Raw genomic sequence first — 24,389 nt, forward strand, 5'->3', positions numbered from 1 at the left:
TCAACAGCCTCCGGATATATTCGGAAGGTCTGATTTCCTCTCTCAGTAAGAGGTAGCGCGAATCATGGTTGAGGTCCGGCAGGCTCGGTACTTCGTCGCGGTGGCCGAGGAGCTGCACTTCGGTCGTGCGGCGCGACGGCTGCAGATGTCCCAGCCGCCGCTCTCCCAGGCGATCAAGCAGCTCGAACAACAACTCGGCTGCGAACTGCTGCACCGCACCCAGCGCTCGGTCGCCCTCAGCCCCGCCGGAGCCGTGTTCCTGGACCACTGCCGCGCGCTCGTCCGGCAGGCGGAGGAGGCGGAGCTCGCCGCCCGGCGGGCCGCCACCGGGCGCGGCGGCCGGCTGAGCCTGGGCGCGGTCGCCTCGGCCTTCTCCTGGCCGCTGCCGCTCGTGCTGGAGCGGTTCCACGACGCGCTCCCGGACGTGGAGATCCGTACGCAGGAGATCGACACGCACGAGGCCGGGCCTGGCCTGCTCGACCGTTCGCTCGACTGGGCGATCGTGCGCCAGACCGCCCCGGTGCGCGGCACCACGGCGACCTCGCTCTTCGTGGACCGGTTCGTCGCCGCCCTGCCGATCCGGCACCCGGCCGCCGACGTCCCCGGCCCGCTGGACCTGGCCGACCTCGCCGGTGCCCCGTGGGTGTGGCTGCACCGCCACATCTCGCCCGACTACCACGACGCCATGGCGACGATGTGCCGTACCGCCGGGTTCAGTCCCGTTCCGGCCCACTGGGCGCGGTCGGTGACCTCGCAGATCGCCATGGTCGAGTGCGGTCTCGGCGTCACCGTCGTACCCGCCGCGGCGTCCGCGGCCCGCCCGGCCGTCCGCTTCCGGACGCTGCGGCACGGGACGGCGACCATCGCGCTCACCGCCATGACGAGAGCCGACCCCGGGGCACTCGCCGAGCGCCTCACCGCCATCGCCACCCAACTGACCACGGCTCAGATCAGCGGGTGATCGCCAAGTCGCACAGCTCGTAGCGAAACCGTTGCCCTTCCCACGGATGTCCCTCACACGGACCGCATAGTGTGTGGTGCCGTTCCGAAAGATCTGTACCAACGGACCTGCTGGGACGGATCCGTTACGAGCAAACCCGTTCCGACGGATCCGCACCGAGCCGCGCGCACCGACGCTACGTACGAAGAGTACGAACGCCGGCTACGAACGCCACGTAGAAAATGACGCGCACCGTTTCGGCGCCACAGAGTTCTCTTACGCCCAGGGGGAGTTCAGCCCATGCGACCCATACGCCCGCTCTTCGCCGCTCGTCGTGGGAGGAGCGCGCGCCGCAGAACCTCCCCCGTGCTGGCCGCGGTCGGTCTCGCCACGACGCTGGCGCTGACCGCCACCGCCTGTGGTTCGGACGACACCACGGCCAGTGCCGACTCGTCCGCCACGGCGCAGGACAGCGGCGGCGACGGCAAGATCACGATTCCGGACGACATCAAGGACCGGCTCAAGCAGCACGGCATCGACATCGACAAGTGGAAGGGGGGTGCCTGGAAGAACTGGAACAAGGACGACTGGCTGCGCGAGGCCGAGGACTACGTCAACCCGATCATCGAGAACCTGTGGGACCCGGACCGGATGCGCGACGCCGAGGAGCCGGACAAGGAGGTCGACGAGAACGACCTCGCCGGTGACCAGGGCGTCACCGACCCGACCCCCGCGTCCGTCGAGGCCAAGGCCGTGGCGCCGCAATACCACGCGAACATGCCCGAGGCGGGCAAGGTGTTCTTCGACGCGCCCGAGGGCACGATGGTCTGCTCGGCCACGGTCGTCGAGGACCCGGCCAACCCGGGCAAGTCGAACCTCGTGTGGACCGCCGGCCACTGTGTGCACGCGGGCAAGGCGGGCGGCTGGTACCGCAACATCGCCTTCGTGCCGTCGTACAACGACAGTGCGAAGACGGCGGCGGAGCTGGACTCCGCCACCAAGGAGGAGATCGCTCCGTACGGGGTCTGGTGGGGTGACTGGGCGCAGACCTCGGACCAGTGGATCGAGCAGGGCGGTGCGACGGGCGGCGACGGGGCGCCGTACGACTTCGCGGTCATCCATGTCACGCCGGAGGAGGGCAGCGACGGCAAGTCCCTGGAGGAGACGGTCGGTTCGGCGCTCCCGGTGGACTTCGCCGCGCCGGCCGCGCAGCAGATGCAGAGCATCACGGCGACCGGTTACCCGGCGGGTGCCCCGTACGACGGCGAGACGATGTACCAGTGCACGGACAAGCCGGGACGGCTCTCGATCGTTGAGTCCGACCCGACGATGTACCGCATCGGCTGCACGATGACGGGCGGTTCGTCCGGCGGCGGCTGGGTGGCGACCGGCTCGGACGGCCGGCCCGCGCTGGTCTCCAACACCTCCATAGGTCCGGTGAGTTCCGGCTGGCTGGCCGGTCCTCGGCTCGGCAAGGAGGCCAAGGGTGTGTACCAGGCGGTGAGCAACAAGTTCGCCGGGCAGTGACGCGGTGACCTGGCGGCGGCCGCCGTCCGGCAGCAGGTGACCTGAGATCCGGACTGCGGCCGTCCGAAGGCCCGCGTGCCCGTCGGTGACCGAGGACGGCATCGAGCCGCCCGGACGGACGAAGTCCGGGCGGCGCACGGAAATTCTCGCCGCGCGCCCTCCGCCCGTCCCCCAGCGCCCCTTCATAGTGGGCGTGACACACGGAAGTTCCGACGGGGGTCGAGCACCATGGGTTCCTCATATCGGCGGCGCCGTCATCTCGCCGCCTCCGGACTCGTCGCGGCCCTCGCGCTGGTCGCGACTGCCTGCGGGCCGGGCGACGACAGCGCGAGCGACAAGCCCGACGCGGCCGCGTCCCGTACCGCCGACGAAGACGGCGACGGCATTCCCGACTCACTCGCCGACCGGCTCGAGAAGCACGGCATCGATGTCGACGAGTGGAAGGACGGCGGCTGGAAGGACTGGGACAAGGACAAGTGGCTCGGTGAGGCCGAGGACTTCGTCAATCCCGTGATCGAAAAGCTGTGGGACCTCGACCGGATGCGCGACGCCGAGGACCCGGCCAAGACCGTCTCCACCCAGGACGCCTCGGCCGACCAGGGCGTCAGCGATCCCGTTCCGGCGCCGGTCGAGGCCGCGGCCGAGAAGACGCCGTACCGCGAGAACGCCGGCGCGGTCGGCAAGGTCTTCTTCGACTCCCCCGAGGGCTCGATGGTCTGTTCGGGCACGGTGGTCAAGGACGTGAACCACCCGGGCGAGTCCAACCTCGTGTGGACCGCGGGCCACTGTGTGCACGCCGGCGCCGACGGCGGCTGGTACCGCAACATCGCCTTCGTCCCGGCCTACAACGACCTGGGCAGGTCCGAGGACGAGCTGGCCGGCGCCGCCGCCGAGGAGATCGCCCCGTACGGCCAGTGGTGGGCTGACTGGGCCGCGACGTCGGACGAGTGGATCAAGGGCGGCTCCGAGACGGGCGGCGCGGGTGCCGCGTACGACTACGCGGTCCTGCATGTGAAGCCCGAGTCGGGCGACAGGTCGCTGGAGGAGACGGTCGGCTCGGCCCTGGACATGGACTTCTCCGCCCCGTCCGCGACCGAGGTCGACGCGATGGGCGCGTGGGGCTACCCGGCGGCGCCGCCGTACAACGGCCTGAACATGTTCCGGTGCGTCGACCGGCCCGGCCGGCTCTCCCTCGCGCCGTCCCTGCCCACGATGTACCGCATCGGCTGCACGATGACGGGCGGTTCGTCCGGCGGCGGCTGGTTCCGCATGGTCGACGGCGAACCCCGGCTCGTGTCGAACACGTCGATCGGCCCTGCCGACAACACCTGGCTCGCCGGACCACAACTGGGCCCGGGCGCCGAGTCCCTGTACGAGGAGATGAGCGCGTCGTACGGCGGCCAGTAGGCGTCGTACGGCTGTCAGCGGGCGTCGTACGGCTGTCTCTGTGGGCGTCGTACGGCTGTCTCTGCGGGCGTCGTACGGCTGTCTCTGCGGGCGTCGTACGGCCGCGAGTAGGCGCCGTACGGCTGTGACGTGGGCCCGCACGCACGCCCTCACGCCGCCGCGATCCTCCGCCCCGCCGCCCAGTCCCGCAGTTGTCCGGCATGGCGGACGAGCTTGTCGAGGACCCGGGGCAGGTGTTCCTCCGCTCCTGCGCGCAGCGTCGCGCTGTGCGGGAGCAGCACGGAGGAGTCGTACAGCCGTGTGCAGTGCGGGAGTCGGGCCCGGGTGGGGTCGATGGCCTCCCAGTAGCGCTGCGAGAGGCGGTGGCGGGGTTTGCTGTGCGGGCGGTAGAGGGGGGCGTCGGGCGAGGAGGACGAGCTGGGCGGGAACTTCGTGGCCACGTACAACGCCGAGGTCCCCGACCGGATCAAGGTACGCAACAACAACCTGCTCGGCCCGACCGGCTGGGGAAGGTGAGCACACCATGCCCGAGAACCCTGCCCTGACCGGTACGGCCGGGATCGCCGGGGCCGCCGAAGCCACGCCGAGCCCTGCCCTCGCTGCCACCCCTGCCCTCGGTCTCTCCGCCGTAACCACCGAAACCGGTTACCCCGTCCCCTCCCGCCCGATCATCCGCTTCACGTGGCACACCGGCGACTGGTTCGCGGTGTTCGAGAAGCATGTCGCGCTGATCCAGTCGGACATCGCCCGAGCCCAGGCCGAGGACCGGATCGTCGTCTATCTGAGCTGCCCGATCAGCTCGCGCGGCGGCGGTCACTTCCGGACCAACACCGAGATCGCCCACTTCGTCGCCCGCAGGCTGGCCGCCGAGTGGGGCGAGCGGTTCTTCCTCGTCGATCCGGCCGCCTACCAGCTGGAGTCGAAGGAGGGCACCGGCCTGGTCATGCGGCACATCGCCGAACTCGCCCGGGAGACCGGCCGGCCGCTGACCCTGGAGACTCTGACGGCGGCCGCCCTGCCGTCCGGCGGGGACTACATGCGCATGTGGACCCGGGTCCTGGTCGAGGACGACTACCTCACGGACCCGCCCGGCCTCCCGCCCCGTCACAAGCTCCAACTGGGCGGTCTCTTCGACGCGTTCTACTTCCTCGGCCCCGACGACATGCACGCCTTCTTCCGCGCGGACACGGGCGGCGGCGGTTCACTGTTGGCCACCGTGGAGGGCTACTTCGCCCGCAAGTACGCCGTCGACCCGGACTTCTGGACCGACTTCGGCACGGCCACCGGCCCGGACGGCACCCGCCGCCCACTGGATCCCTCGAACCGCGAGGACGCGCTGGTGTGGGAGGCCCGGCGCAAGGAGTTCGTCCGCTTCTACACCGTGCGGGCCGGCGGCGCGTACAGCCTCGGCTGTCACGACGAGTGGAACCTCTTCGTCCGGCTGAACCGGGCCCGGGCCACCCACCCCGCCTACGGCCCCGGTGAGCTGATCGCGGCCTCCTACGGCGGCCGGGCCCGCTCGATGGCCGAGTCCGAGACGGAGACCTCCCCCGGCTACGAAGTCACGGAGACAGGGGGCCGCGCATCCGGGGAGTGAACGGGGGTGTGCGGGCACCCTTGCGGCCGGTGACCCGCGCAGACCGAAGGCCCGCCCCTCCTGCGGGAGGGACGGGCCTTCGACTCGAACGACCACGGTGCTACGGCCTACGGGCCCGAGGCCCGGTGAGGCCACCGCAGACCTGGTGTCAGGCCGCCGACGCCGGAACGTACGGCGCCAGATCCGCCGCCAGCTCCTCGTGCACCCGGGCCTTGAGCAGGGTGCCCTCCGCGGTGTGCTCCTCGGAGATCACCTCACCCTCGGTGTGGGTGCGGGCGACGAGCTTGCCGTGGGTGTACGGCACGAGCGCCTCGATCTCGACCGAGGGACGCGGCAGCTCGTTGTCGATCAGGGCGAGCAGCTCCGCGATGCCCTGGCCGGTCCGGGCCGAGACCGCGATGGAGCGCTTCTCGATCCGCATCAGCCGCTGGAGCACCAGCGGGTCGGCCGCGTCCGCCTTGTTGATCACGACGATCTCGGGTACGCCGGTGGCGCCGACGTCCCTGATCACCTCGCGTACGGCGGCCAGCTGCTCCTCCGGCGCCGGGTGGGCGCCGTCGACCACGTGCACGATCAGGTCGGAGTCGCCGACCTCCTCCATCGTGGAGCGGAACGCCTCGACGAGGTGGTGCGGCAGATGGCGTACGAAGCCGACGGTGTCCGCCAGCGTGTACAGCCGCCCGCTCGGGGTCTCGGCCCGGCGCACAGTCGGGTCGAGCGTTGCGAACAGGGCGTTCTCGACCAGGACGCCCGCGCCCGTGAGGCGGTTGAGCAGGGAGGACTTGCCGGCGTTGGTGTAGCCGGCGATGGCGACCGAGGGCACCTTGTTCCTGCGGCGCTCCTGGCGCTTGATCTCGCGGCCGGTCTTCATCTCCGCGATCTCCCGGCGCATCTTCGCCATCTTCTCGCGGATCCGGCGCCGGTCCGTCTCGATCTTGGTCTCACCGGGGCCACGGGTGGCGAGGCCGCCGCCCTTGCCGCCGCCCATCTGCCGGGACAGCGACTGACCCCAGCCTCGCAGCCTCGGCAGCATGTACTGCATCTGCGCGAGCGCGACCTGCGCCTTGCCCTCTCGGGACTTGGCGTGCTGGGCGAAGATGTCGAGGATCAGGGCCGTACGGTCGATGACCTTGACCTTGACGACGTCTTCGAGGTGGATGAGCTGGCCCGGGCTCAGCTCACCGTCACAGATGACGGTGTCCGCTCCCGAGTCGAGGACGATGTCCCGCAGCTCGTTGGCCTTGCCGGAGCCGATGTATGTGGCCGCGTCAGGCTTGTCGCGGCGCTGGATCACGCCGTCGAGCACGAGCGCGCCCGCGGTCTCCGCGAGGGCGGCCAGCTCGGCGAGCGAGTTCTCCGCGTCCGACACGGTTCCCGAGGTCCAGACACCGACGAGTACGACGCGCTCCAGGCGGAGCTGGCGGTACTCGACCTCGGTGACGTCCTCGAGTTCGGTGGAGAGGCCCGCGACACGGCGCAGAGCCGCGCGCTCGGAGCGGTCGAACTGGTCGCCGTCCCGCTCTCCGTCGATCTCGAAGCTCCAGGCGACGTCCTCTTCCATCAGGGCATCGGCCCGAAGACCTTCGGGGTTGTTCTGCGCGAAGGCGCGCTGTGCGGCCTGGGAAGGGGAAGAAGAGGAGGTCATTGGGTCCTTACGTCGATGGGGTACCGATGTGCGACGGATTCGTGAGGCCCGTCACCTGTGACAACGCGCGGGGCGCCTGGTGGATTCCCGGCCGCCCGTGCCGCCGACCCGAAAATGGTCGCACGGCACGCCCCGTCTCGTCACCAGGGTTATCGCGCCCCTACCGCCGCGCTGCCTCCGACTTCCACTCCGGGTGCCCCGGCATCGGCGGCGTTCTCTCCTCGTACAGCCAGGCGTGGAAGAAGTCGCCCAGGTCGCGGCCCGCGATCAGGGAGGCGAGTTCTTCGAAGTCCGCGGTCGAGGCGACGCCGTCCCGGTGCATGCCGACCCAGGTCCGCTCCAGCCGTTCGAAGGCGGAGCGGCCGATCTCCTGGCGCAGGGCGTAGAGGAAGAGCGCGGCGCCGTCGTAGACGTTGGCGCGGAAGATGCTGATCTTCTGGCCCGCCTTGGGCGGCTTGGGCGCGGCCGGTGGTCCGCCGACGGCCCGCCAGCGGTCGGAGGCGCCGTAGGCGGCCTTCATACGCGCCTGAAGGGGCCGGCCGGCCGTCTCCTCCGAGTACAGGGCCTCGTACCAGGTGGCGTGGCCCTCGTTCAGCCACAGGTCGGACCAGGTGCGCGGGCTGACGCTGTCGCCGAACCACTGGTGGGCCAGCTCGTGCACCATGATCGAGTCGACGTACCACTCGGGGTACTCGGGCCGGACGAAGAGCTCTCTCTCGAAGAGGGAGAGGGTCTGTGTCTCCAGTTCGAAGCCGGTCTGCGCGTCGGCGATCAGGACCCCGTAGGTCTCGAAGGGGTAGCCGCCGACCTTCGACTCCATCCACTCGATCTGGGCGGGGGTCTTCTTCAGCCACCGTTCGAGCCGGTCGCGGTCCTTGGTGGGCACCACGTCCCGCAGGGGCAGACCGTCCGGCCCGGTCCGGCGCACCACGGTGGAGCGGTCGATCGACACCTGGGCCAGTTCGGTGGCCATGGGGTGTTCGGTGCGGTACGTCCAGGTGGTGGTGCCCGGGGCGCGGTCCGTCCCGGCGGGCACGCCGTTGGCCACGGCTGTGTAGCCGTCGGGCGCGGTGACGCGGATGGTGAACATCGCCTTGTCGGAGGGGTGGTCGTTGCACGGGAAAACCAGATGCGCGGCGTCGGCCTGGTTGGCCATCGCGAGGCCGTCCGAGGTCCGCACCCAGCCGCCCTCCTCGTCCCCGGTGTACACGGGGTCACTGGTGTGCCGGAGGGTGATGCGCACCGGGACGCCCTCGGGCAGCGGTTGCTCGGGCCTGACCACCAGGTCCTCACCGGCGCTGGCGAAGTCGGCGGGCCTGCCGTCGACCTCGACGGAGCGCACCTTCCCGTGCGCGAAGTCGAGGTTGATCAGCGCCAGCGGCGCGGTGGTCAGGGCGTCGATCGTGGTGACGGCCTCAAGTGGCTTCCGGTTGCTGCCGGGATAGGTGAAGTCGAGGTCGTACGACTTGACGTCGTAGCCCGGATTTCCGAGGTGCGGGAAGAGCCGGTCGCCGACGCCGAGGGGGACGGCGGGTGCGGGGGCGCTCGCGGCGATCAGGCAGACGGAGACGGCGGAGGCAAGCAGCGCCGCCTTGGTGTGACGGGTCACAGGGCGGCGGAGAAGGCGGGGGGTGAACGGCATGCACCACCGCTACCAGCACGCCCCCGCCGGGCGGCGACGCCGCGCAGCGGGCCCACCCGAACGGGGGGCCTGCCGCCCGCCGTTGCCGGAGCCCGGGCCGTGTCGCGGACGCGGCCCCCAGGGCCTGTCCGACAACAATTCCCGTCTGCCTCGCGCCGCCACGCACGCCCTCTCGCCGCACCGGGCGCAGCCCCGAGTACGTCCAGCACGAGTCTCTACGCCCGGCACACGAGGGCACGCGTCTACGCGGACATCAACCTCCCCCGTCGCGGCGGGCGCCAAGCGGCCCTCCGGGTGACGACGGGAACAGCCAGACGCGCCCTAGCGGTTCGCGGACGCCTTCGGGTGCTGGGCGCGGCCCACGTCGTACACGCCCGGGACGTTGCGCATGGCGCGCATCAGGGTCTGGAGGTGGGCGGCGTCCGGGAGTTGGAGGGTGTAGGTGTGTCGGACGCGCTGCTGGGTCGGGGGTTCGACGGTGGCGGAGACGATGGCGACGCCCTCCAGGGCGATGGCCTCGGTGAGGTCGGCGAGGAGGTGGGGTCGCTGGAAGGACTCGGCGACGAGCGTGACCCGGCACTCGGTGGTGTCGCCCCAGCTCACCTCGATCTCCGCGCGCCCCAGGCCCTTCATGCGCGCGACCGCCGAGCACTCGACACGGTGGACGGTGACCACTCCCCCGCGTACGGCGAAGCCGGTGACCTCGTCGGGCGGTACGGGCGTACAGCAGCCGGCGAGGCGTACGTTCGCGTCGGGCCTGCCGACGACGACCGCGTTCGCGGAGCCGGGCTGTTCGGCGGGTTCGTCCGGGGCGGGGCGGGGGGCGGGCGTCTCGTCCCGGCGTTCCTCGTCGAGCGCCTCGTCCGGGTCCGACGAGGGGTGGGTGGCGAGCCAGCGCTGGATGGCGATGCGCGCGGCGGGCGTGTGCGCGTGCTCCAGCCACTCCCGGGAGGGCTCCGAGGCGGGGTCCTGGCCCATGAGGAGCTGGACCGTGTCGCCGTCCTTGAGGACCGTGCTGAGCGTCGCCAGGCGGCCGTTGACCCGGGCGCCGATACAGGCGTGCGCGTCCTCTCCGTACTGCGCGTACGCGGCGTCGACGCAACTGGCGCCCTCGGGGAGCCCCAACGCGCCCCCGTCGGGCCGGAAGACCGTGATCTCGCGGTCCTGGGCGAGATCCTCGCGCAGGGTGGACCAGAACATGTCGGCGTCGGGAGCCGCCTCCTGCCAGTCGAGGAGGCGGGAGAGCCAGCCGGGGCGGGTGGGGTCGACGCGCTCGCCGTCGCCCTGGTCCTCCGAGGAGTCCGACGAGGAGTCCGCGGGCGCGGCGTACGGATTGCCGAGGGCGACGACGCCTGCCTCGGCGACCTTGTGCATCTGGTGGGTGCGGATGAGGACTTCGGCGACCTCGCCGTCGCCGCGGGCGACGGCCGTGTGCAGCGACTGGTAGAGGTTGAACTTGGGGACGGCGATGAAGTCCTTGAACTCCGAGACGACCGGGGTGAGGCAGGTGTGCAGTTCGCCGAGGACCGCGTAGCAGTCGGCGTCCTCGTTCACGAGCACGAGGAGGCGGCCGAAGTCGGCGCCGCGCATCGGTCCGCGTTTTCGGGAGACGCGGTGGACGGACACGAAGTGCCGGGGCCTTATGAGGACTTCGGCCTGGATGCCGGCCTCGCGCAGGACGCCGCGGACCTCTTCGCGGATCTCGACGAGCGGGTCGTTCGCGCGGGAGGCGTTGTCGACGATCAGCTCGCGGGTGCGCTCGTACTCCTCGGGGTGGAGGATCGCGAAGACGAGGTCCTCCAGCTCGGTCTTGAGCGCCTGGACGCCGAGGCGTTCGGCGAGCGGGATGAGGACGTCCCGGGTGACCTTGGCGATGCGTTCCTGCTTCTCGGGGCGCATCACGCCGAGGGTGCGCATGTTGTGCAGCCGGTCGGCGAGTTTGATCGACATCACGCGGACGTCGTTGCCGGTGGCGACGAGCATCTTGCGGAAGGTCTCGGGCTCGGCGGCGGCGCCGTAATCGACCTTCTCCAACTTCGTGACGCCGTCGACGAGATAGCGCACCTCCTCGCCGAACTCCTCGCGGACCTGATCGAGGGTCACGTCCGTGTCCTCGACGGTGTCGTGGAGCAGAGAGGCCGTCAGAGTCGTTGTCTCGGCGCCCAGTTCGGCGAGGATCAGGGTCACGGCGAGCGGGTGTGTGATGTACGGCTCGCCGCTCTTGCGCATCTGACCGCGGTGCGAGGACTCCGCGAGGACGTACGCCCGGCGCAACGGCTCCAGGTCGGCGTCGGGGTGGTGGGCTCGGTGAGCCTCGGCGACATGGCCGATCGCGTCGGGCAGCCGGTCACGGGACGCCGGACCCAGGAATGCCGCCCGGCCCAGGCGGCGCAGGTCGATGCGAGGGCGACTCTTCCTGCGGTGCGCTGTGGGCGGCGCAGGGGCGGGCGATACGGCGGGGTTCGTGGCCTCCGCGCTCATGGGCACCTCCGGCTGCATTGACCGGCGGACGGGTGCCCCATGGCGTGCGGCGGCTCAGGGATCGTGTCGTTCCCCCGTCCGTGCCGGTGCTTGATGCTACCGAGCCCATCACGCCCGATTGACCGACTCTCGTCGAGCGTGAAACGGATCACCCATTAGAGGGAGGGTTCGGGGGGTTGCGGTTACGGGACAGGTCAGGGGCGCTCGACCATGGATTCGAACGTCCGAGCGCCCTGACGACCTGGCATTGTGCGGCGCCCTGGGGTCGGTCACCGTCATGCCGAACGTGACGCCCCCTCAACTCGCCATGTTTTCCAGCCAGTCGGCGTCGATCTCGCCTGTGGCGACGATCACTGCGGGGCCGGTCATCTCGACCTCGCCGTCGGCCCGCTCGGTGATCACGAGGGTCCCGCCGGGCACATCGACGGTGTACGTGGCCGGGGTGCCCGTGACCGCCGGGTCCGCGCCGTCGCGCCGGGCGGTGGCCACGGCGACGGCGCACGCGCCCGTGCCGCACGAGCGGGTCTCGCCCGAGCCGCGCTCGTGGACGCGCATCGCGACATGCCGGGGACCGCGGTCGACCACGAACTCGACGTTGACCCCGTCCGGGTAGGCGGTGGCCGGGCTGAAGGGGGGCGCGGAGAGCAGGTCGCCGGCGTCGGCGAGGTCGGCGACGAAGGCGACCGCGTGCGGGTTGCCCATGTTCACGTTCCGCGCGGGCCAGCTGTGCTCGCCCACGCTCACCGTGACGTCCCCTTCGGGGAGGCGCGCCCTGCCCATGCCGACGGTGACGTCACCGTCCTTGTCGATGTGGACCGTCTTCACGCCCGCGCGCGTGGCGACGGCCAGGTCACCCTCGGTGATGTGCCCGGCGTGCTGGAGGTAGCGCGCGAAGACACGGACGCCGTTTCCGCACATCTCCGCGATCGAGCCGTCGCCGTTGCGGTAGTCCATGAACCACTCCGCCTCGGCGGCCATGTCCTTCGCCTCGGGGTGCGCGGCGGACCGTACGACATGCAGCAGGCCGTCGCCCCCGATGCCCGCGCGCCGGTCGCACAGGGCGGCGACGGCGGACGTGGGCAGGTCGATGGTGTTCTCGGGGTCCGGGACGATCACGAAGTCGTTCTCGGTGCCGTGACCCTTGAGGAAGGCGATCCGCGTGCTCATTCCTCGATCGTAAGGGGTGGATACGACATCCCCACGAACAGTTCGGTTCAGCGGAGCCTTGCCACGCGCCACACGGCGAGGACGACCACCGCGGCGACGACCAGGACGTAGAGCAGCACCATCCGCCAGTCCGGGCGGCGGGCGGAGCCGCGGGCGGGCAGGCCGGGCCATGTGTAACCGACGCGACGGGCGGCCATCATGCCCCAGCCGGCGGCGGTGGAGCAGATCAGCAGACCCAGCATGGCGACCACCGCGCCGCCGTCGCCGAACTCGAAGGCGAGCGGGAAGGCGAACATCAGGGAGCCGACCGCGGCGAGGCCCACGATGGGCGCGAGCTGCCAGATCCGCAGTCTGCGCTGGGGGCGCAGCTCGACCTCGACCTCCGGGCCGCCGGACATCTCGTCCGGTTCCGGTCCGTCGTCGGTCACACCGCCGGACGGCTGGTCGTCGGGCCCGTCGGGGCTCAGCGGATCGCCGTCGGGGTCCAGTCCGTACCCCTCGGTAACCAGCTGTTCCGTGTCTTCCGCGGTCTCGTGCTCCGCGCCATGTGCGGTGTCGCGAGGGCCGGCCTCCATCGCCACGCGCCCTCCCAACTCGGACTCCACTTGGTCGATCGAAGCTCGATGATGGCACGCCCCCGGAGGCCGGGATGACCGCCGGGGCGAGCCGATGCCATGACGTGATCAGGCTGTGACCGGTCGTTCGACCAACGCCATTGCATGCCCCGGGAGTTCCGTGAGGTCGGCCGCGGCCCCACTGAGCCAATGCACCCGCGGGTCGCGCCTGAACCATGAATCCTGGCGGCGCGCGAAGCGCTTGGTGGCACGGACCGTCTCGGCGCGCGCCTCGTCCATGGTGCACTGCCCGGCGAGGGCGGCGAGGACCTGCTGGTAGCCGAGCGCGCGTGATGCCGTACGCCCCTCGCGCAACCCCTGCGCCTCCAGCGCCCTCACCTCTTCGACGAGTCCGGCGTCCCACATGCGGTCGACGCGGCGGGAGATGCGCTCGTCGAGTTCGGGGCGCTCGACGTCGACGCCGATCTGGACGGTGTCGTAGACCGAGTCGTGGCCCGGGAGGTTGGCGGTGAAGGGCTTGCCCGTGATCTCGATCACTTCGAGGGCGCGGACGATACGGCGGCCGTTGCTCGGCAGGATCGCGTGGGCCGCCCCGGGGTCGGCGGCGGCGAGGCGGGCGTGCAGCGCGCCGGAGCCGCGGAGCGTCAACTCCTCCTCCAGCCTGGCGCGGACCTCGGGGTCGGTGCCGGGGAACTCCAGGTTGTCGACGGCTCCGCGGACGTACAGCCCGGAGCCGCCCACCAGGATCGGCCAGCGGCCTTCGGCGAGCAAGGCGTCGATGCGCGCCCGGGCGAGCCGCTGGTACTCGGCGACGCTGGCGGTGACGGTCACGTCCCAGATGTCCAGGAGGTGGTGCGGGACTCCCGCGCGCTCCTCCGGGGTCAGCTTGGCGGTGCCGATGTCCATCCCCTGGTAGAGCTGCATGGAATCGGCGTTGACGACCTCGCCGCCGAGGTGCCGGGCGAGGAAGACGCCCAGATCGGACTTGCCGGCCGCGGTCGGTCCGACGACGGCGATGACCCGTGGAGGGGGAACTGCGCTACTCACCGCCCCAGTCTCGCAAATGTCGGGGCCTCTTCTCGAACGAGCTACGTGACGCAACGCGGCCGGGGTCGTTGCGTGTTGCGAGTTCGACCGCCGGTTTTCGAGTGCCGGTGACCCGGGTGGCGCAATCGGACGCACCGGGCGACGCGGGATTTCCCCCGCACGAGTAACGTTGGAGTGGATATGGGCGTTTTTGCACGACTTCTCCGGAGGTCGAAGGCTACTGAGGAGACGTCGACCGCCGAGGCGACCGAGCAGGGCGACACCACCACTGCCGCCGAGGTCGCGGCGGAGGGCCCGGAAGAGACGAAGGAGTCGGACGAGGCGAAGGGGTCCGCAGAGACCGCCGGGCCCGAGGCGGAAGCCGAGGGCAGTGCCTCCGACAGGGCCCGCACGGAGGAGTCCTCCGCGTCGGACGACGTGGAGATCCCCAAGCAGCAGACCGCCGAGAAGGCTGCCGACAACGAGGCCGGCGAGGGCGCCCGCAAGTGATTGATCCGCGCGGAAGGTGAACCATGGGTCTTCTGGGTAATTTGAAAACCAAGCTCTCCCCTGCCAAGGACAGGGTCTCGCACCTCGCGCATAGGCACGAGGACAAGATCCACCATGGCCTCGACAAGGCCGCGCACGCGGTCGACAAGACGACCAAGGGCAAGTACAGCAACAAGATCCAGTCGGGCACTGGCAAGGCGAAGCACGCCATGGAGCGCCTCGCGCACCAGGACGACACCGGCGGCACGACGGGCACGACGCGCACAACAGGCACGACGGGCACGACGGGCACGACGGGCACGACGCGCACAACAGGCACGACGGGCACCACGCCCCCGCCGCCCCCGCCATCGGCGTCCTGAGCACCTTCGCAATCGGCGGACGGCCGCGGAGCATCCGGCTCCCGGCCGTCCGCCGTTTCGCGCGGGGGGGCTGCCTACGACGACCAGACCGCCACCAGATACCCCACCCCGTAGGGGGCGTCGTCGTACAGCAGGGCGCCGCCCAGTTCCACGTCCTCGGCGGCGCCCGCGAGGACCTGCCAGGGGGCGCGGCCGGAGGCCTTCAGTTCGTGGGCCAGCCTCGCGTCGAGGGCCGCCAGGGCGGCCACGTCGGCGGTGCCGAGGGCCCGGGCGATCTCCGCGTCGAAGCCTTCCGCGCGCTCGTCCAGATAGCCCGGTGCCTTCAGGGTGCGGCACGCGCTGGCATCGCCCATGACCAGCAGGCCGACCCGGTCCGCCTTCTCCGCGACACCTCGCCCCATGTGCGTACACCGCTCGGCGGTGAGGGCTTCCGCGACGGCGAGGCCCTCGATCGGGGTGCCGGACCAGTCGGCGCGTGCCAGCAGCCAGGCGGCCACGGCGAGGGAGGTGGGCAGCTCGGAGTCGGGGTCCGCCACGTCCGTCCTGCCGTGTCCCAGATGTACGTCGAGGTCGACGCCGAAGCCCCGGAACGAGCCGTACGCCCCCTCCGGGTAGGACCCGCTCAGCTCGGCGGGGCCGACGACCACCAGCCGGTCCGGGCGGGCGGCGGCGAGCACACCGAGCGCGTCCGCGCAGGCGGCCCGCGCGGAGTCCAGCTCGGGCGCCGCGCCCGCGGCCACCTCGGGCACGAGGAGGGGTGGGCAGGGGCAGACGGCGGCGGCTACGAGCATGATCGGCAGCGTAGCCCCCGACGGGCGGCAGGGCGCGCTGTCAGTCCTCGATCAGCACGTCCGTGAGGTCGATGACGTGTTCCTCTCCGCGTGCGGTGAGCCGGAGCGTCAGTGGCTGCCGCAGCCGCCCGTGGCCGCCGGGAGCGGCTCCGGGACGCCGATCTTCGGGAGGCCCAGCATCACGCCGGTCGGCTTGTCCGCCGGGGCCGCGTTGCGCTTCTCCCAGGCGTCTCCCGCGCGGGTGCGGCGGACGTCGAGGGTGGGGCCCTCGGCGAGGAGGTGGTGCGGGGCGGCGTAGGTGATCTCGACCGTGACCACGTCGCCGGGGCGGACCTCCTGGTCCGGCTTGGTGAAGTGGACCAGGCGGTTGTCGGGGGCGCGGCCGGAGAGGCGGTGGGTGGCGCCGTCCTTGCGGCCCTCGCCCTCGGCGACCATCAGCTCCAGGGTGCGGCCGACCTGCTTCTTGTTCTCCTCCCAGGAGATCTCCTCCTGGAGGGCGACGAGCCGCTCGTAGCGGGCCTGGACGACCTGCTTGGGGATCTGGTCCTCCATGGTCGCGGCCGGGGTGCCGGGGCGCTTGGAGTACTGGAAGGTGAACGCCTGCGTGAAGCGGGCCTCGCGGACGACGTGCATCGTCTGCTCGAAGTCCTCCTCGGTCTCGCCGGGGAAGCCCACGATGATGTCGGTGGTGATCGCCGCGTGCGGGATGGCGGCGCGGACCTTCTCGATGATCCCGAGGTAGCGCTCCTGGCGGTAGGAGCGGCGCATCGCCTTCAGGACCGTGTCCGAGCCGGACTGGAGCGGCATGTGCAGCTGCGGCATGACGTTCGGGGTCTCCGCCATCGCCGCGATCACGTCGTCGGTGAAGTCGCGGGGGTGGGGAGACGTGAAGCGGACGCGCTCCAGGCCGTCGATCTTCCCGCAGGCCCGCAGCAGCTTGCTGAACGCCTCGCGGTCGCCGATGTCGGAGCCGTACGCGTTGACGTTCTGGCCGAGCAGCGTGATCTCGGAGACGCCCTCGCCGACCAGGGCCTCGATCTCGGCGAGGATGTCGCCGGTGCGGCGGTCCTTCTCCTTGCCGCGCAGGGCCGGGACGATGCAGAAGGTGCAGGTGTTGTTGCAGCCGACGGAGATCGACACCCAGGCCGCGTACGCGCTCTCCCGGCGGGTCGGCAGCGTGGACGGGAACGCCTCAAGGGATTCGGCGATCTCCACCTGGGCTTCCTCCTGGACGCGGGCGCGCTCCAGCAGGACCGGCAGCTTGCCGATGTTGTGCGTGCCGAAGACGACGTCCACCCAGGGCGCCTTCTTGACGATGGTGTCGCGGTCCTTCTGGGCGAGACAGCCGCCGACCGCGATCTGCATGCCGGGGCGGGCGGTCTTCTTCGGGGCGAGGCGGCCGAGGTTGCCGTAGAGACGGTTGTCGGCGTTCTCGCGGACCGCGCAGGTGTTGAAGACGACGACGTCGGCGTCGCCGTCCGAGCCCTCGCGGGCGCGCACGTAGCCGGCGTCTTCGAGCAGCCCGGACAATCGCTCGGAGTCGTGGACGTTCATCTGGCACCCATAGGTGCGGATTTCATAGCTCTTGGGTGTGGGAACGTCCACTGCGAGGCTCCGGTCACTGCTGCTGGTCATGGCTCAAGGGTAGGTGGTCGCCGCCCACGCGAGTTCCTGGAGGACGGAGAGCACGAAACGCACGCCCCTTCTGCTGCTGTCGGCCATTCCGTCAGCCTGGGGCAGCGCCCGGGGATCTCGGCCCCGGGCGCTGCCGGACCCTAGGACATGTCGTTCTCTCCGTCGAGCACGGTCTCCGGGATCTGCACATTGATCAGTTCCCCGGACCGCGGGTCGACGGTGAGACCCCGGCCGGGCTTGCGGCCGCGCAGGTGGGCGTGGGCCAGGCGGGTCCCGATGTAGTCGCCCTCCAGGATGCTCTGCGGGCCGAGGAGGACGCCCTTGCGGTGCCTCTTCAGTGCGCCGAGCCAGCCCATCGCTCCCGTCATGGTCTCCGCCGTGGCGGCGATGACGATGCCGATGCCGTGGTCCCTGCCGGACTGGGCCAGGGAGCGCAGGTTCTGGTCGATGTCCGGCAGGACGAACAGGTCGGCGTCGTCCACGACGACCACCCGGGGGCCGCTGCCGGCCTCCAGGGCCTCCGTGAACTCCTCGACCGTGGGCTCCGTCGCGGTGATCAGCCGTACGCCGGGGTGGTTGCCGAGGGTGCGCAGCGGGGACTCGCGCGGAGCGAGGATCACCAGTCGGGTACCGGAGGCGAGCAGCGAGACCGCCAGCGAGGCGAGCGTGGTGCTGCGGCCGGAGCCGGGCGGGCCGACGACCGAGAAGGTCGGCGCGGTGTCCGCGAAGTCGACGCCCACGGGCGAGACGGCGTCGCCGCCGAGGCCCAGCAGGCCCCACATCGGCCGCCGGAACTCCTCGCCCACCTTCTCGTACGCGTCCGTGAAGGTCACCTTCACCGGCAGCGTGCCGATGCGGGCGGGCCTGCGGTCCGCGGGGACTCCCGCGTCGCGCCGGGCGGCCTCGGCGCCGATCCGGCGCAGCGCCTCGGCCTGCTCCTGTCCGGCGGCGCCGGGGGCGAGCAGTGCCACCTGGATCTCGGTGCCTCCGTCGGAGGTCCAGCCGCGGCCGGGCTGGATGAGGTCGGGGATGTCGCGCGAGCGCTTGCCGACGGCGTGGTAGTCGGTCCGGTCGTTCAGGCGCAGCAGCAGCTTGTTGTCGTTGAGGGCGGTGGCCCGTCCCGACAACAGGGCGCGTTCTGAGGTGGCGACGACGTGCAGGCCCGCGGCGGCGCCCTCGCGCAGCAGCCGGTTGAGCTGCTCCACCATGCGGCCGCCGTTGTGGTCGGCGACGGCCTCGATCAACGCGTCCCAGCCGTCGATGAACAGCATGATGTGCGGCGGGCGGACACCGGCTCCGACGATCTCGCGCAGTTCGGTGAGGTTGCTCGCGTGGTGCTCGGTGAGGCGCTCCTGTCGCCGTTCCAGTTCCGCGTCGAGCCTGGCGAACAGTCGTTCGAGACGCTCGATGTCACCGCGGGGCACGACGGCGCCGCAGTGCGGGAGCACACCCAACGCCGTCAGCGCGCCGCCGGCGAAGTCGATGCCGTAGAGGTGGACATCGGCGCTGGAATGGCCCCGGGCCAGTGCTCCGGCCATGGTGCGCAGCACCTGGGAGCGCCCGGAGCGCGGGATGCCGATGACGTAGAGGTGTCCGAACTCGGCGAGATCCAGACGGACCGGCAGCTGTGCCTGTGCTTCGGGCAGGTCCGACAGGCCCCAGGAGACGGGGGCCAGGCGGGCGCCGCCGGGCTTCTCGGGCTGCGGCAGGTCGTCGATCAGGACGCTCTGTCCGAGTGCCGGCAGCCAGGGGCTGGGCTGTGGTGCGCACCCGGCGAGCTCCGCCGCCTCGGACAGCGCCGCCACCAGCGCGTTGAGGTCGGTGGGGACCTCGTCGGCCGCGGTGTCCGCCGCCGGGTCGCCGCCCGGCTCCGCCTGGGCCGTGCCGGGCAGGCCGAGGGCGCGGCCGAGTCGCTGCCAGTGGAGTTCGGTGCCCCAGATGCGGGACTCCTCCGCGGGCCGTTGTTCCTCGGGCTGCGGGGAGGACCGCGCACCGGGGAGGGGAGTTCCGGCGTAGGCGGTCTGGAAGGGGACGACGGTGCCGTGGCCGAGACGGGCGAGGGCGCGGCCGGGGGTGGCCGGGGAGATGCTGACGGCGTCCTTGGTGTCGATGACGTCCATGCTCTCCGAGGAGTCGGTGACCCGGAGTGCGATCCGCAGGTTGGTGTTGGCCCGGATGTCGGAGTTGACGGCTCCGGCCGGGCGCTGGGTGGCCAGGATCAGGTGGATGCCCAGGGAGCGGCCGCGCTGGGCGATGCTCACTAGGCCGGGGACGAAGTCCGGGATCTCCCGGTAGAGGGTGGCGAACTCGTCGATGACGAGCACCAGCCGGGGCATGGGCCGCAGCTCCGGGTTCCGGCGGCGCATGCCCTGGTACTCGGGCAGGTCCTTGGCGCCGGCGTCGGCCAGGATGTGCTCGCGGCGGGTCAGTTCGGCGGACAGCGAGGTGAGCGCGCGCTGCACCAGATGGCTGTCCAGGTCGGTGACCATGCCGAGGGTGTGCGGCAGGTCCACGCAGTCCTTGAAGGCGCTGCCGCCCTTGTAGTCGACCAGGACGAAGGTGAGTTCGTCCGGCCGGTTGACCGCGGCGAGGGCCGCCACGAAGGTCTGCAGCAGTTCGGACTTGCCGGATCCGGTGGTACCGGCCACCAGGCCGTGCGGGCCGTCCTTCACCAGGTCGAAGGCTGCCGGGCCGTCGTAGCCCGCGCCCAGCAGGACGCCGGTGGAGGCCGGCCGCTGTGCCCAGCGGGCCGTGATCTGCTCGGCGCTCGGCTCCGGCAGCCCGAGCAGTTCCAGCAGTCCCACCTTGGTGGGGAGGCCCTCGGAGGCGTCCGGGGTGACGTCGCGGATCGGGGCGATGCCCCGGGCCACGCGTTCGCACCAGTCGGGTTCGACCAGGTCCGGCCGGATGTCGGGGATGTCGGGCTGTCCGGTGCGGCGCAGGGTCAGTCGGTGGTTCTCGTGGCGGACGACGGCGGTGCACTCCTCCGGCAGGAGGCGTTCCTCCTGGTCCAGGCAGAGCGGGAAGATCCGGACCGCCGGGCCCTCCTTGAGGATCGAGACCACGCCGGGTACGTCGCGCAGGCGCCGGGCGCCGTCCATGACCACGAGGACGTCCGGTTCGCTCAGCAGCGCCTTGCTCATGGTCGACTCGGCGGCCCGCTGGCGGGTGCGCAGGGTGGAGACCAGTTCGGCCACACGGTTGGCCACCGTCTCCGGGTCGTTGCCGATCAGGGTGACGGATCCGCCGCGGACGCCGGGCAGCCCCTCCCGGGCGTGGGGCAGCCAACGCGCCCAGTGCCAGGACTCCTGCGAGGCCTTGTCGGTGAGAACGACGATCCGCAGGTCGCGCGGGGTGTGCAGCACCGCCGCCTGGGCCGTCATCCACCGGGCCAGGGCCTGGACCGGTCCGGTCGCGCCGGCCAGGCCGACGACCCCGCTCTCGACCAGGTCGACGCCGACCGGGGCGTCCGGGATCGTCCAGTGGACGGCGGTGTGGTTGTCCTCGCGGGCGGTGTCGTCGATACCGAGCAGGGACGGCTGCGGCGCGGTGCCGATGCGCAGGGCCAGGTGGTCCAGGTCGCCGCGGCGCCGTTCCCACAGCCGGCGGCCGGGGCCGACCGCCCAGAGTCCGGCCACCGCCGGGTCGGGCGCGCTCTCCGTGCGCAGCCGCCGCTCGGTGGCGACCTTCTGCCGGACGTCCTCCTCCAGCGAGGCGCGGCGCTGCCGGTAGATGCTGGACTTCTCCTCGTAGTCCTTGCGGGCCTGGCGTCGTCCGCTGACGTAGTTCGCCGCTATCAGCACCGGCGACAGGAACATGAAGATCAGATAGAAGTACGAATTCAGGAAGAACATCATGGAGACGCCGAAGACCATCGGGGCGAGGGCCACCAGCAGGGGGATCGGTCTGCGTCCGGGGGGATCGGGCGGTCCGGGCAGCCGGAACCGCTCGGGCGCCAGATGCGGCAGGATGCGCGGCGGCCGGTTGTAGTCCAGGCCGCCTCCGCCCTCGGACGGCACCACGGCGGCGTCCCGGGGAGTCGGTTCGGCCAGCCGCAACAGGTACTCACCGACGGACAGCTCCGCGCCGACGGACCAGAGCACCCAGCCGTCGGGGAGCTCCGCGCTCTCGCGAATGGCGTCCTCCGGCTCGTCGTCCTCCTCGTCCTGCTCCGCGAGGGGCAGCAGGACGGTGTTGGGCCTGCCCCGGTGCTCGGGCGGTTCCGGTACGGACAGCCGCGCCGGACCGCCCTCGGGCAGTTCCACGATGGCCGATCCGTCCGGGCGTACGGTCACCCGGATGCCGTCGGCCGGCATGCCGCGGCCTTCGAGTGGTACGGCCGCGTCCTCCAGCGGGCCGATGCCGTGGGTACCGATGCCCAGCGCGTACACCCGCCCGGCGTCCGGGCCGCCCACCACCTGGAGTTCGGCCACCGGTGCGTGGTCCACCCGGTGCGGCTGCGGCATCGCCTCGCGCTCGGGGCCGTAGGCGGTGGCGGGGCGCGGCTGCGGGGCGCCGAGGGCGACGACGCTGCCGTCCATGAGGCGGGTGGCGGCCAGCGGGGTTCCGGGGGCGAGGGGCTCTTCGCCCAGGTAGCAGGCCGGGGCCGGTCCCGGTGCGGCGAGCACGGCTCCGGTCTCGTCGGTGTCACCTGCGCGCAGTTGGGCCAGGTGTGCGGCGACGTCCTCGACGGGCGTGCTGCCGGACGCGCTCAACAGCACGTCCTGGCGGCCGGTGGCGTCGCCGTCGGCGACGGTGGTGATGAGGAGTTTCACGTCTCGCCTCGGGGGTCGTTCGGGGGCGGGCGGTTCGGGGTGGTGCTCGTTGCGCGGGCCCGGGGGCGACAGGCCCTAGGGCGTGTTTCGAAAGTGGCGTCGTCGGCCCGGAGGGCGGGGCCCGCGGCGTCTGGTGCGGTGCGTCGCAAGGCGGAGGGTCGTCCGCGTACTGGGCGTACGCGGACGATCCCGACAACACGACGAGGTGCCGTGCCGGGCGTCGCGGGGCAGACGGGACTTTCGAAACACGCCCTAGTCCTCTCGTGTTCCGGAGGAGGCCGAGGCGGGGCGCTCCAGGGCGGCGGCCGGCTCGGCGAGCAGGTCGGATCCGGTGGTGGTCCGGGCGAGGGCCGTGGCCTGGAGAGTGGGCTTCGGTGGCTCCTCCTGGAAGACCTCGGCTTCCTCGAGCACCTGGGTTTCCTCGAATTGCCGGGTTTCCTCGAGTTCCCCCGGCCGACTTTCCCGGGTGCGGGGCGGCTGCGGCGTGGGTGTGCCCCGGCGCGGGGCCGACTCGCGGCGCAGCCGACGGCGGTCCGCCCGGACTGCGGCGGCCACGGCTCTGCCCAGCGGAGCCGAGTCCGCGTCCAGCCCCAGCTCCGGTGCGACCAGGCGGCCACGTGCGTCGATGCGGAGGGCCCAGCTGTGCCCCGCCACCCGGCCGTCGACCAGGCAGACGACGGCACCCGAGGCGGCGCGGGCGCTCAGCCTCCGCGCCTGCTCCGGGCTGGGGGCGGCGCAGACGACCACGGCCGTGGCGGCGCGACCGGACTCGTCGAACTCATCGGCGTCCTCGGTCTCCCCGTGCCCTTCGGTCGCCTCTTCCAGGTCTCGCAGTACGGCGTCCAGCCGCCGCCCCCGGTACTGCGGATGGACCCCGTCCGTGACGGTGACCGAGGCCCCGCTGCCGGGCCGGTCCAGCTGTGCGGCCAGTGCCTGGATCAGCCGGGCCCGGGCGGCGGCGTCGCCCTCGACGGTGATCAGCCGTGGTCCGGCGGTCAGATCGAGGTGGACGCAGGCGTCGTCCGCCATGCCGACGGCGACCGGCAGCGGACGGAGGTGCCCGCCGGCGCGAGGCCGGCCCTGGGGCAGCTCGTCCTCCTCCGCGAGGGGAAGCTCCCAGCGCTGCGGGCCGGGCTCGTCGGCCGGCTCCCAGGGGGCGGGCGGCTCGGGCAGGGGGCGGGCGGCGATCTGCACGGCGGCGAGTCCGGGTTTCGTCCGCACGGCGTGGGCAACCGCCCCGGGCGCGTCGGCCAGGGCGGCCGCCGCCGCGTCCAGCAGCCGTCGTACGAGCAGGCCGCCTCGCGGATCGGACAGTTGACGGGCCAGGGCGCGTACGCCGCGACGGTGGCGCCGCCAGGCGCGCAGTGGTTCACCGAACGCCCGCCGGGTCAGGGTCAGCTCACGGCCGGCGCGCCGCCGGAAGCGCCGCCAGCCGCCCCGCTTGCGGATCAGGTGCCGTAGCAGCAGGACGAGCAGCAGCAGGACGACCGCGGCCACGATGAGGACCGTGAGGGCCGAATCGCCGGGCTTCCCCAGCGCGAGGACCGAGCCGTACGTCGGGTCGGGGGCGGTCGGGCCGGTCGTGCCCTGGCCCGGGTTCGTCAGGGCGGCCGTGATCATGCCGCCGCCAGCGCGTGCTCCGGGTGCCGGCGGCGCAGCTCCCGAATCGCGTGGTGGGTCCGGGACTTCACCGTTCCCGGCGGTATGCCCAGGGCGTCGGCGGCGTCGGGACCGGTGCAGCCGAGGACGTAGACGTAGAAGAGCACTTCGCGGTGGGGGTGCGAGAGCCGGGACAGGGCGTGGACCAGGAAGCGGCGCTGGACGGCCTGGCTCATGGGGTCCACGGTCTCGGCGTGTTCCTCCAGGGTGTGTTCGTGCTGGATCTCGGTGTGCGGCCGCTCGCGGCGGGCCCAGTCGATCACCAGGTTGTGCGCGACCCTCATCAGCCAGGACCGGGACGGTGACCAACCCGGCGGCTGGTTCTCGGTGCTCAGCCAGGCGCGTACCAGGGTTTCCTGGACGAAGTCCTCGGCCCGCTGCCGGTCGCCGCGTATCAGACCGGACACATAGCGGAGAAGCGGACCGTGATGTTCTTCGTAGAGCCTGCGGATGGAGCCGTCGCCGGAGGGCGTTCTTTCGCCGGTGACGGCAGCAGACCCCGTCGGAGCGGGGCTGGGCGTGGACGTTCTCATAGGTTCCCCCAGGGCCGGCGTAAGCCTTCTGTGCCGGTCCGGTCGGGCGCCGCGGCTGCGGCGTGGCTGGGCAGGTCTGAGCACGGGTACCCGGGGTGACCTCACGATTCATGGGTG

Annotated in this window: 18 protein-coding genes; 6 read left to right on the top strand and 12 right to left on the bottom strand. The window is 71.8% G+C overall.

What is annotated here, in order from left to right; all coding sequences use genetic code 11:
- Window positions 1-64: 64 nt before the first annotated feature.
- From SGFS_RS18155 to SGFS_RS18165, 3 genes are all read left to right on the top strand, one after another.
- Window positions 65-961, top strand: a complete 897-nt coding sequence (locus tag SGFS_RS18155) for a LysR substrate-binding domain-containing protein (protein WP_286251578.1) — start codon at window positions 65-67, stop codon at window positions 959-961.
- Window positions 962-1,240: 279 nt separating this feature from the next.
- Entirely contained in the window at window positions 1,241-2,467 is a 1,227-nt protein-coding gene (locus SGFS_RS18160) for a trypsin-like serine peptidase (RefSeq protein ID WP_286251580.1), read from the top strand.
- A 228-nt stretch (window positions 2,468-2,695) separates the two neighbouring features.
- A complete protein-coding gene (locus tag SGFS_RS18165) occupies window positions 2,696-3,874 on the top strand; it encodes a trypsin-like serine peptidase (protein WP_286251581.1) in 1,179 nt (392 codons plus the stop codon).
- A 149-nt stretch (window positions 3,875-4,023) separates the two neighbouring features.
- Here SGFS_RS18165 and SGFS_RS18170 read toward each other — a convergent pair whose 3' ends face one another.
- Window positions 4,024-4,353 (bottom strand): hypothetical protein, encoded by a 330-nt coding sequence (locus SGFS_RS18170; RefSeq protein ID WP_286251582.1) that lies wholly within the window; start codon window positions 4,351-4,353, stop codon window positions 4,024-4,026.
- A 44-nt stretch (window positions 4,354-4,397) separates the two neighbouring features.
- On the opposite strand from SGFS_RS18170, the gene SGFS_RS18175 reads away from it, so the two are divergent.
- Window positions 4,398-5,471: a hypothetical protein gene (locus tag SGFS_RS18175; protein ID WP_286251583.1), complete on the top strand. Its 1,074-nt coding sequence runs from the start codon at window positions 4,398-4,400 to the stop codon at window positions 5,469-5,471.
- Window positions 5,472-5,619: 148 nt separating this feature from the next.
- Here the strand turns inward: SGFS_RS18175 and hflX are convergent, their stop codons facing one another.
- The 6 genes from hflX to miaA form a co-directional block, all read right to left on the bottom strand.
- Window positions 5,620-7,116 carry a GTPase HflX gene (hflX, locus tag SGFS_RS18180; protein WP_286251585.1) on the bottom strand — a complete coding sequence of 499 codons (1,497 nt, stop codon included), beginning with the start codon at window positions 7,114-7,116 and terminating at the stop codon, window positions 5,620-5,622.
- Between the two features lie 160 nt (window positions 7,117-7,276).
- Window positions 7,277-8,758, bottom strand: a complete 1,482-nt coding sequence (locus SGFS_RS18185; RefSeq protein ID WP_286251586.1) for a M1 family metallopeptidase — start codon at window positions 8,756-8,758, stop codon at window positions 7,277-7,279.
- A gap of 321 nt (window positions 8,759-9,079) precedes the next feature.
- Complete coding sequence (locus tag SGFS_RS18190) at window positions 9,080-11,239, bottom strand: RelA/SpoT family protein (protein WP_286251588.1); 2,160 nt, start codon at window positions 11,237-11,239, stop codon at window positions 9,080-9,082.
- A gap of 297 nt (window positions 11,240-11,536) precedes the next feature.
- The gene (dapF, locus tag SGFS_RS18195; RefSeq protein WP_286251591.1) at window positions 11,537-12,406 is read right to left on the bottom strand and encodes a diaminopimelate epimerase; all 870 of its coding nucleotides are present in this window, start codon (window positions 12,404-12,406) and stop codon (window positions 11,537-11,539) included.
- Window positions 12,407-12,453: 47 nt separating this feature from the next.
- On the bottom strand, window positions 12,454-12,987 hold the full coding sequence (locus tag SGFS_RS18200) for a hypothetical protein (RefSeq protein WP_286251592.1): 534 nt from the start codon (window positions 12,985-12,987) through the stop codon (window positions 12,454-12,456).
- A 102-nt stretch (window positions 12,988-13,089) separates the two neighbouring features.
- Window positions 13,090-14,028: a tRNA (adenosine(37)-N6)-dimethylallyltransferase MiaA gene (gene miaA / locus SGFS_RS18205; RefSeq protein WP_286251593.1), complete on the bottom strand. Its 939-nt coding sequence runs from the start codon at window positions 14,026-14,028 to the stop codon at window positions 13,090-13,092.
- A 180-nt stretch (window positions 14,029-14,208) separates the two neighbouring features.
- Here miaA and SGFS_RS18210 point away from each other — a divergent pair, with 180 nt between their 5' ends.
- Window positions 14,209-14,517: a hypothetical protein gene (locus SGFS_RS18210; RefSeq protein WP_286251594.1), complete on the top strand. Its 309-nt coding sequence runs from the start codon at window positions 14,209-14,211 to the stop codon at window positions 14,515-14,517.
- Window positions 14,518-14,540: 23 nt separating this feature from the next.
- The gene (locus SGFS_RS18215; protein WP_286251595.1) at window positions 14,541-14,879 is read left to right on the top strand and encodes an antitoxin; all 339 of its coding nucleotides are present in this window, start codon (window positions 14,541-14,543) and stop codon (window positions 14,877-14,879) included.
- 74 nt (window positions 14,880-14,953) lie between these two features.
- On the opposite strand, the gene SGFS_RS18220 is transcribed toward SGFS_RS18215, so the two are convergent.
- From SGFS_RS18220 to SGFS_RS18240, 5 genes are all read right to left on the bottom strand, one after another.
- Entirely contained in the window at window positions 14,954-15,670 is a 717-nt protein-coding gene (locus tag SGFS_RS18220; protein ID WP_286251596.1) for a class III extradiol dioxygenase subunit B-like domain-containing protein, read from the bottom strand.
- Between the two features lie 108 nt (window positions 15,671-15,778).
- Entirely contained in the window at window positions 15,779-17,305 is a 1,527-nt protein-coding gene (miaB, locus tag SGFS_RS18225; protein WP_286251597.1) for a tRNA (N6-isopentenyl adenosine(37)-C2)-methylthiotransferase MiaB, read from the bottom strand.
- 140 nt (window positions 17,306-17,445) lie between these two features.
- The gene (locus SGFS_RS18230) at window positions 17,446-22,080 is read right to left on the bottom strand and encodes an FtsK/SpoIIIE domain-containing protein (protein ID WP_286251598.1); all 4,635 of its coding nucleotides are present in this window, start codon (window positions 22,078-22,080) and stop codon (window positions 17,446-17,448) included.
- Window positions 22,081-22,332: 252 nt separating this feature from the next.
- Entirely contained in the window at window positions 22,333-23,700 is a 1,368-nt protein-coding gene (locus SGFS_RS18235; protein WP_286251600.1) for a hypothetical protein, read from the bottom strand.
- On the bottom strand, window positions 23,697-24,272 hold the full coding sequence (locus SGFS_RS18240) for a sigma-70 family RNA polymerase sigma factor (protein WP_286251602.1): 576 nt from the start codon (window positions 24,270-24,272) through the stop codon (window positions 23,697-23,699). Before SGFS_RS18240 ends, SGFS_RS18235 begins: the two co-directional genes overlap by 4 nt.
- Window positions 24,273-24,389 lie beyond the last annotated feature (117 nt).

This window comes from Streptomyces graminofaciens (assembly GCF_030294945.1).
Taxonomy (GTDB): Bacteria; Actinomycetota; Actinomycetes; order Streptomycetales; family Streptomycetaceae; genus Streptomyces; species Streptomyces graminofaciens.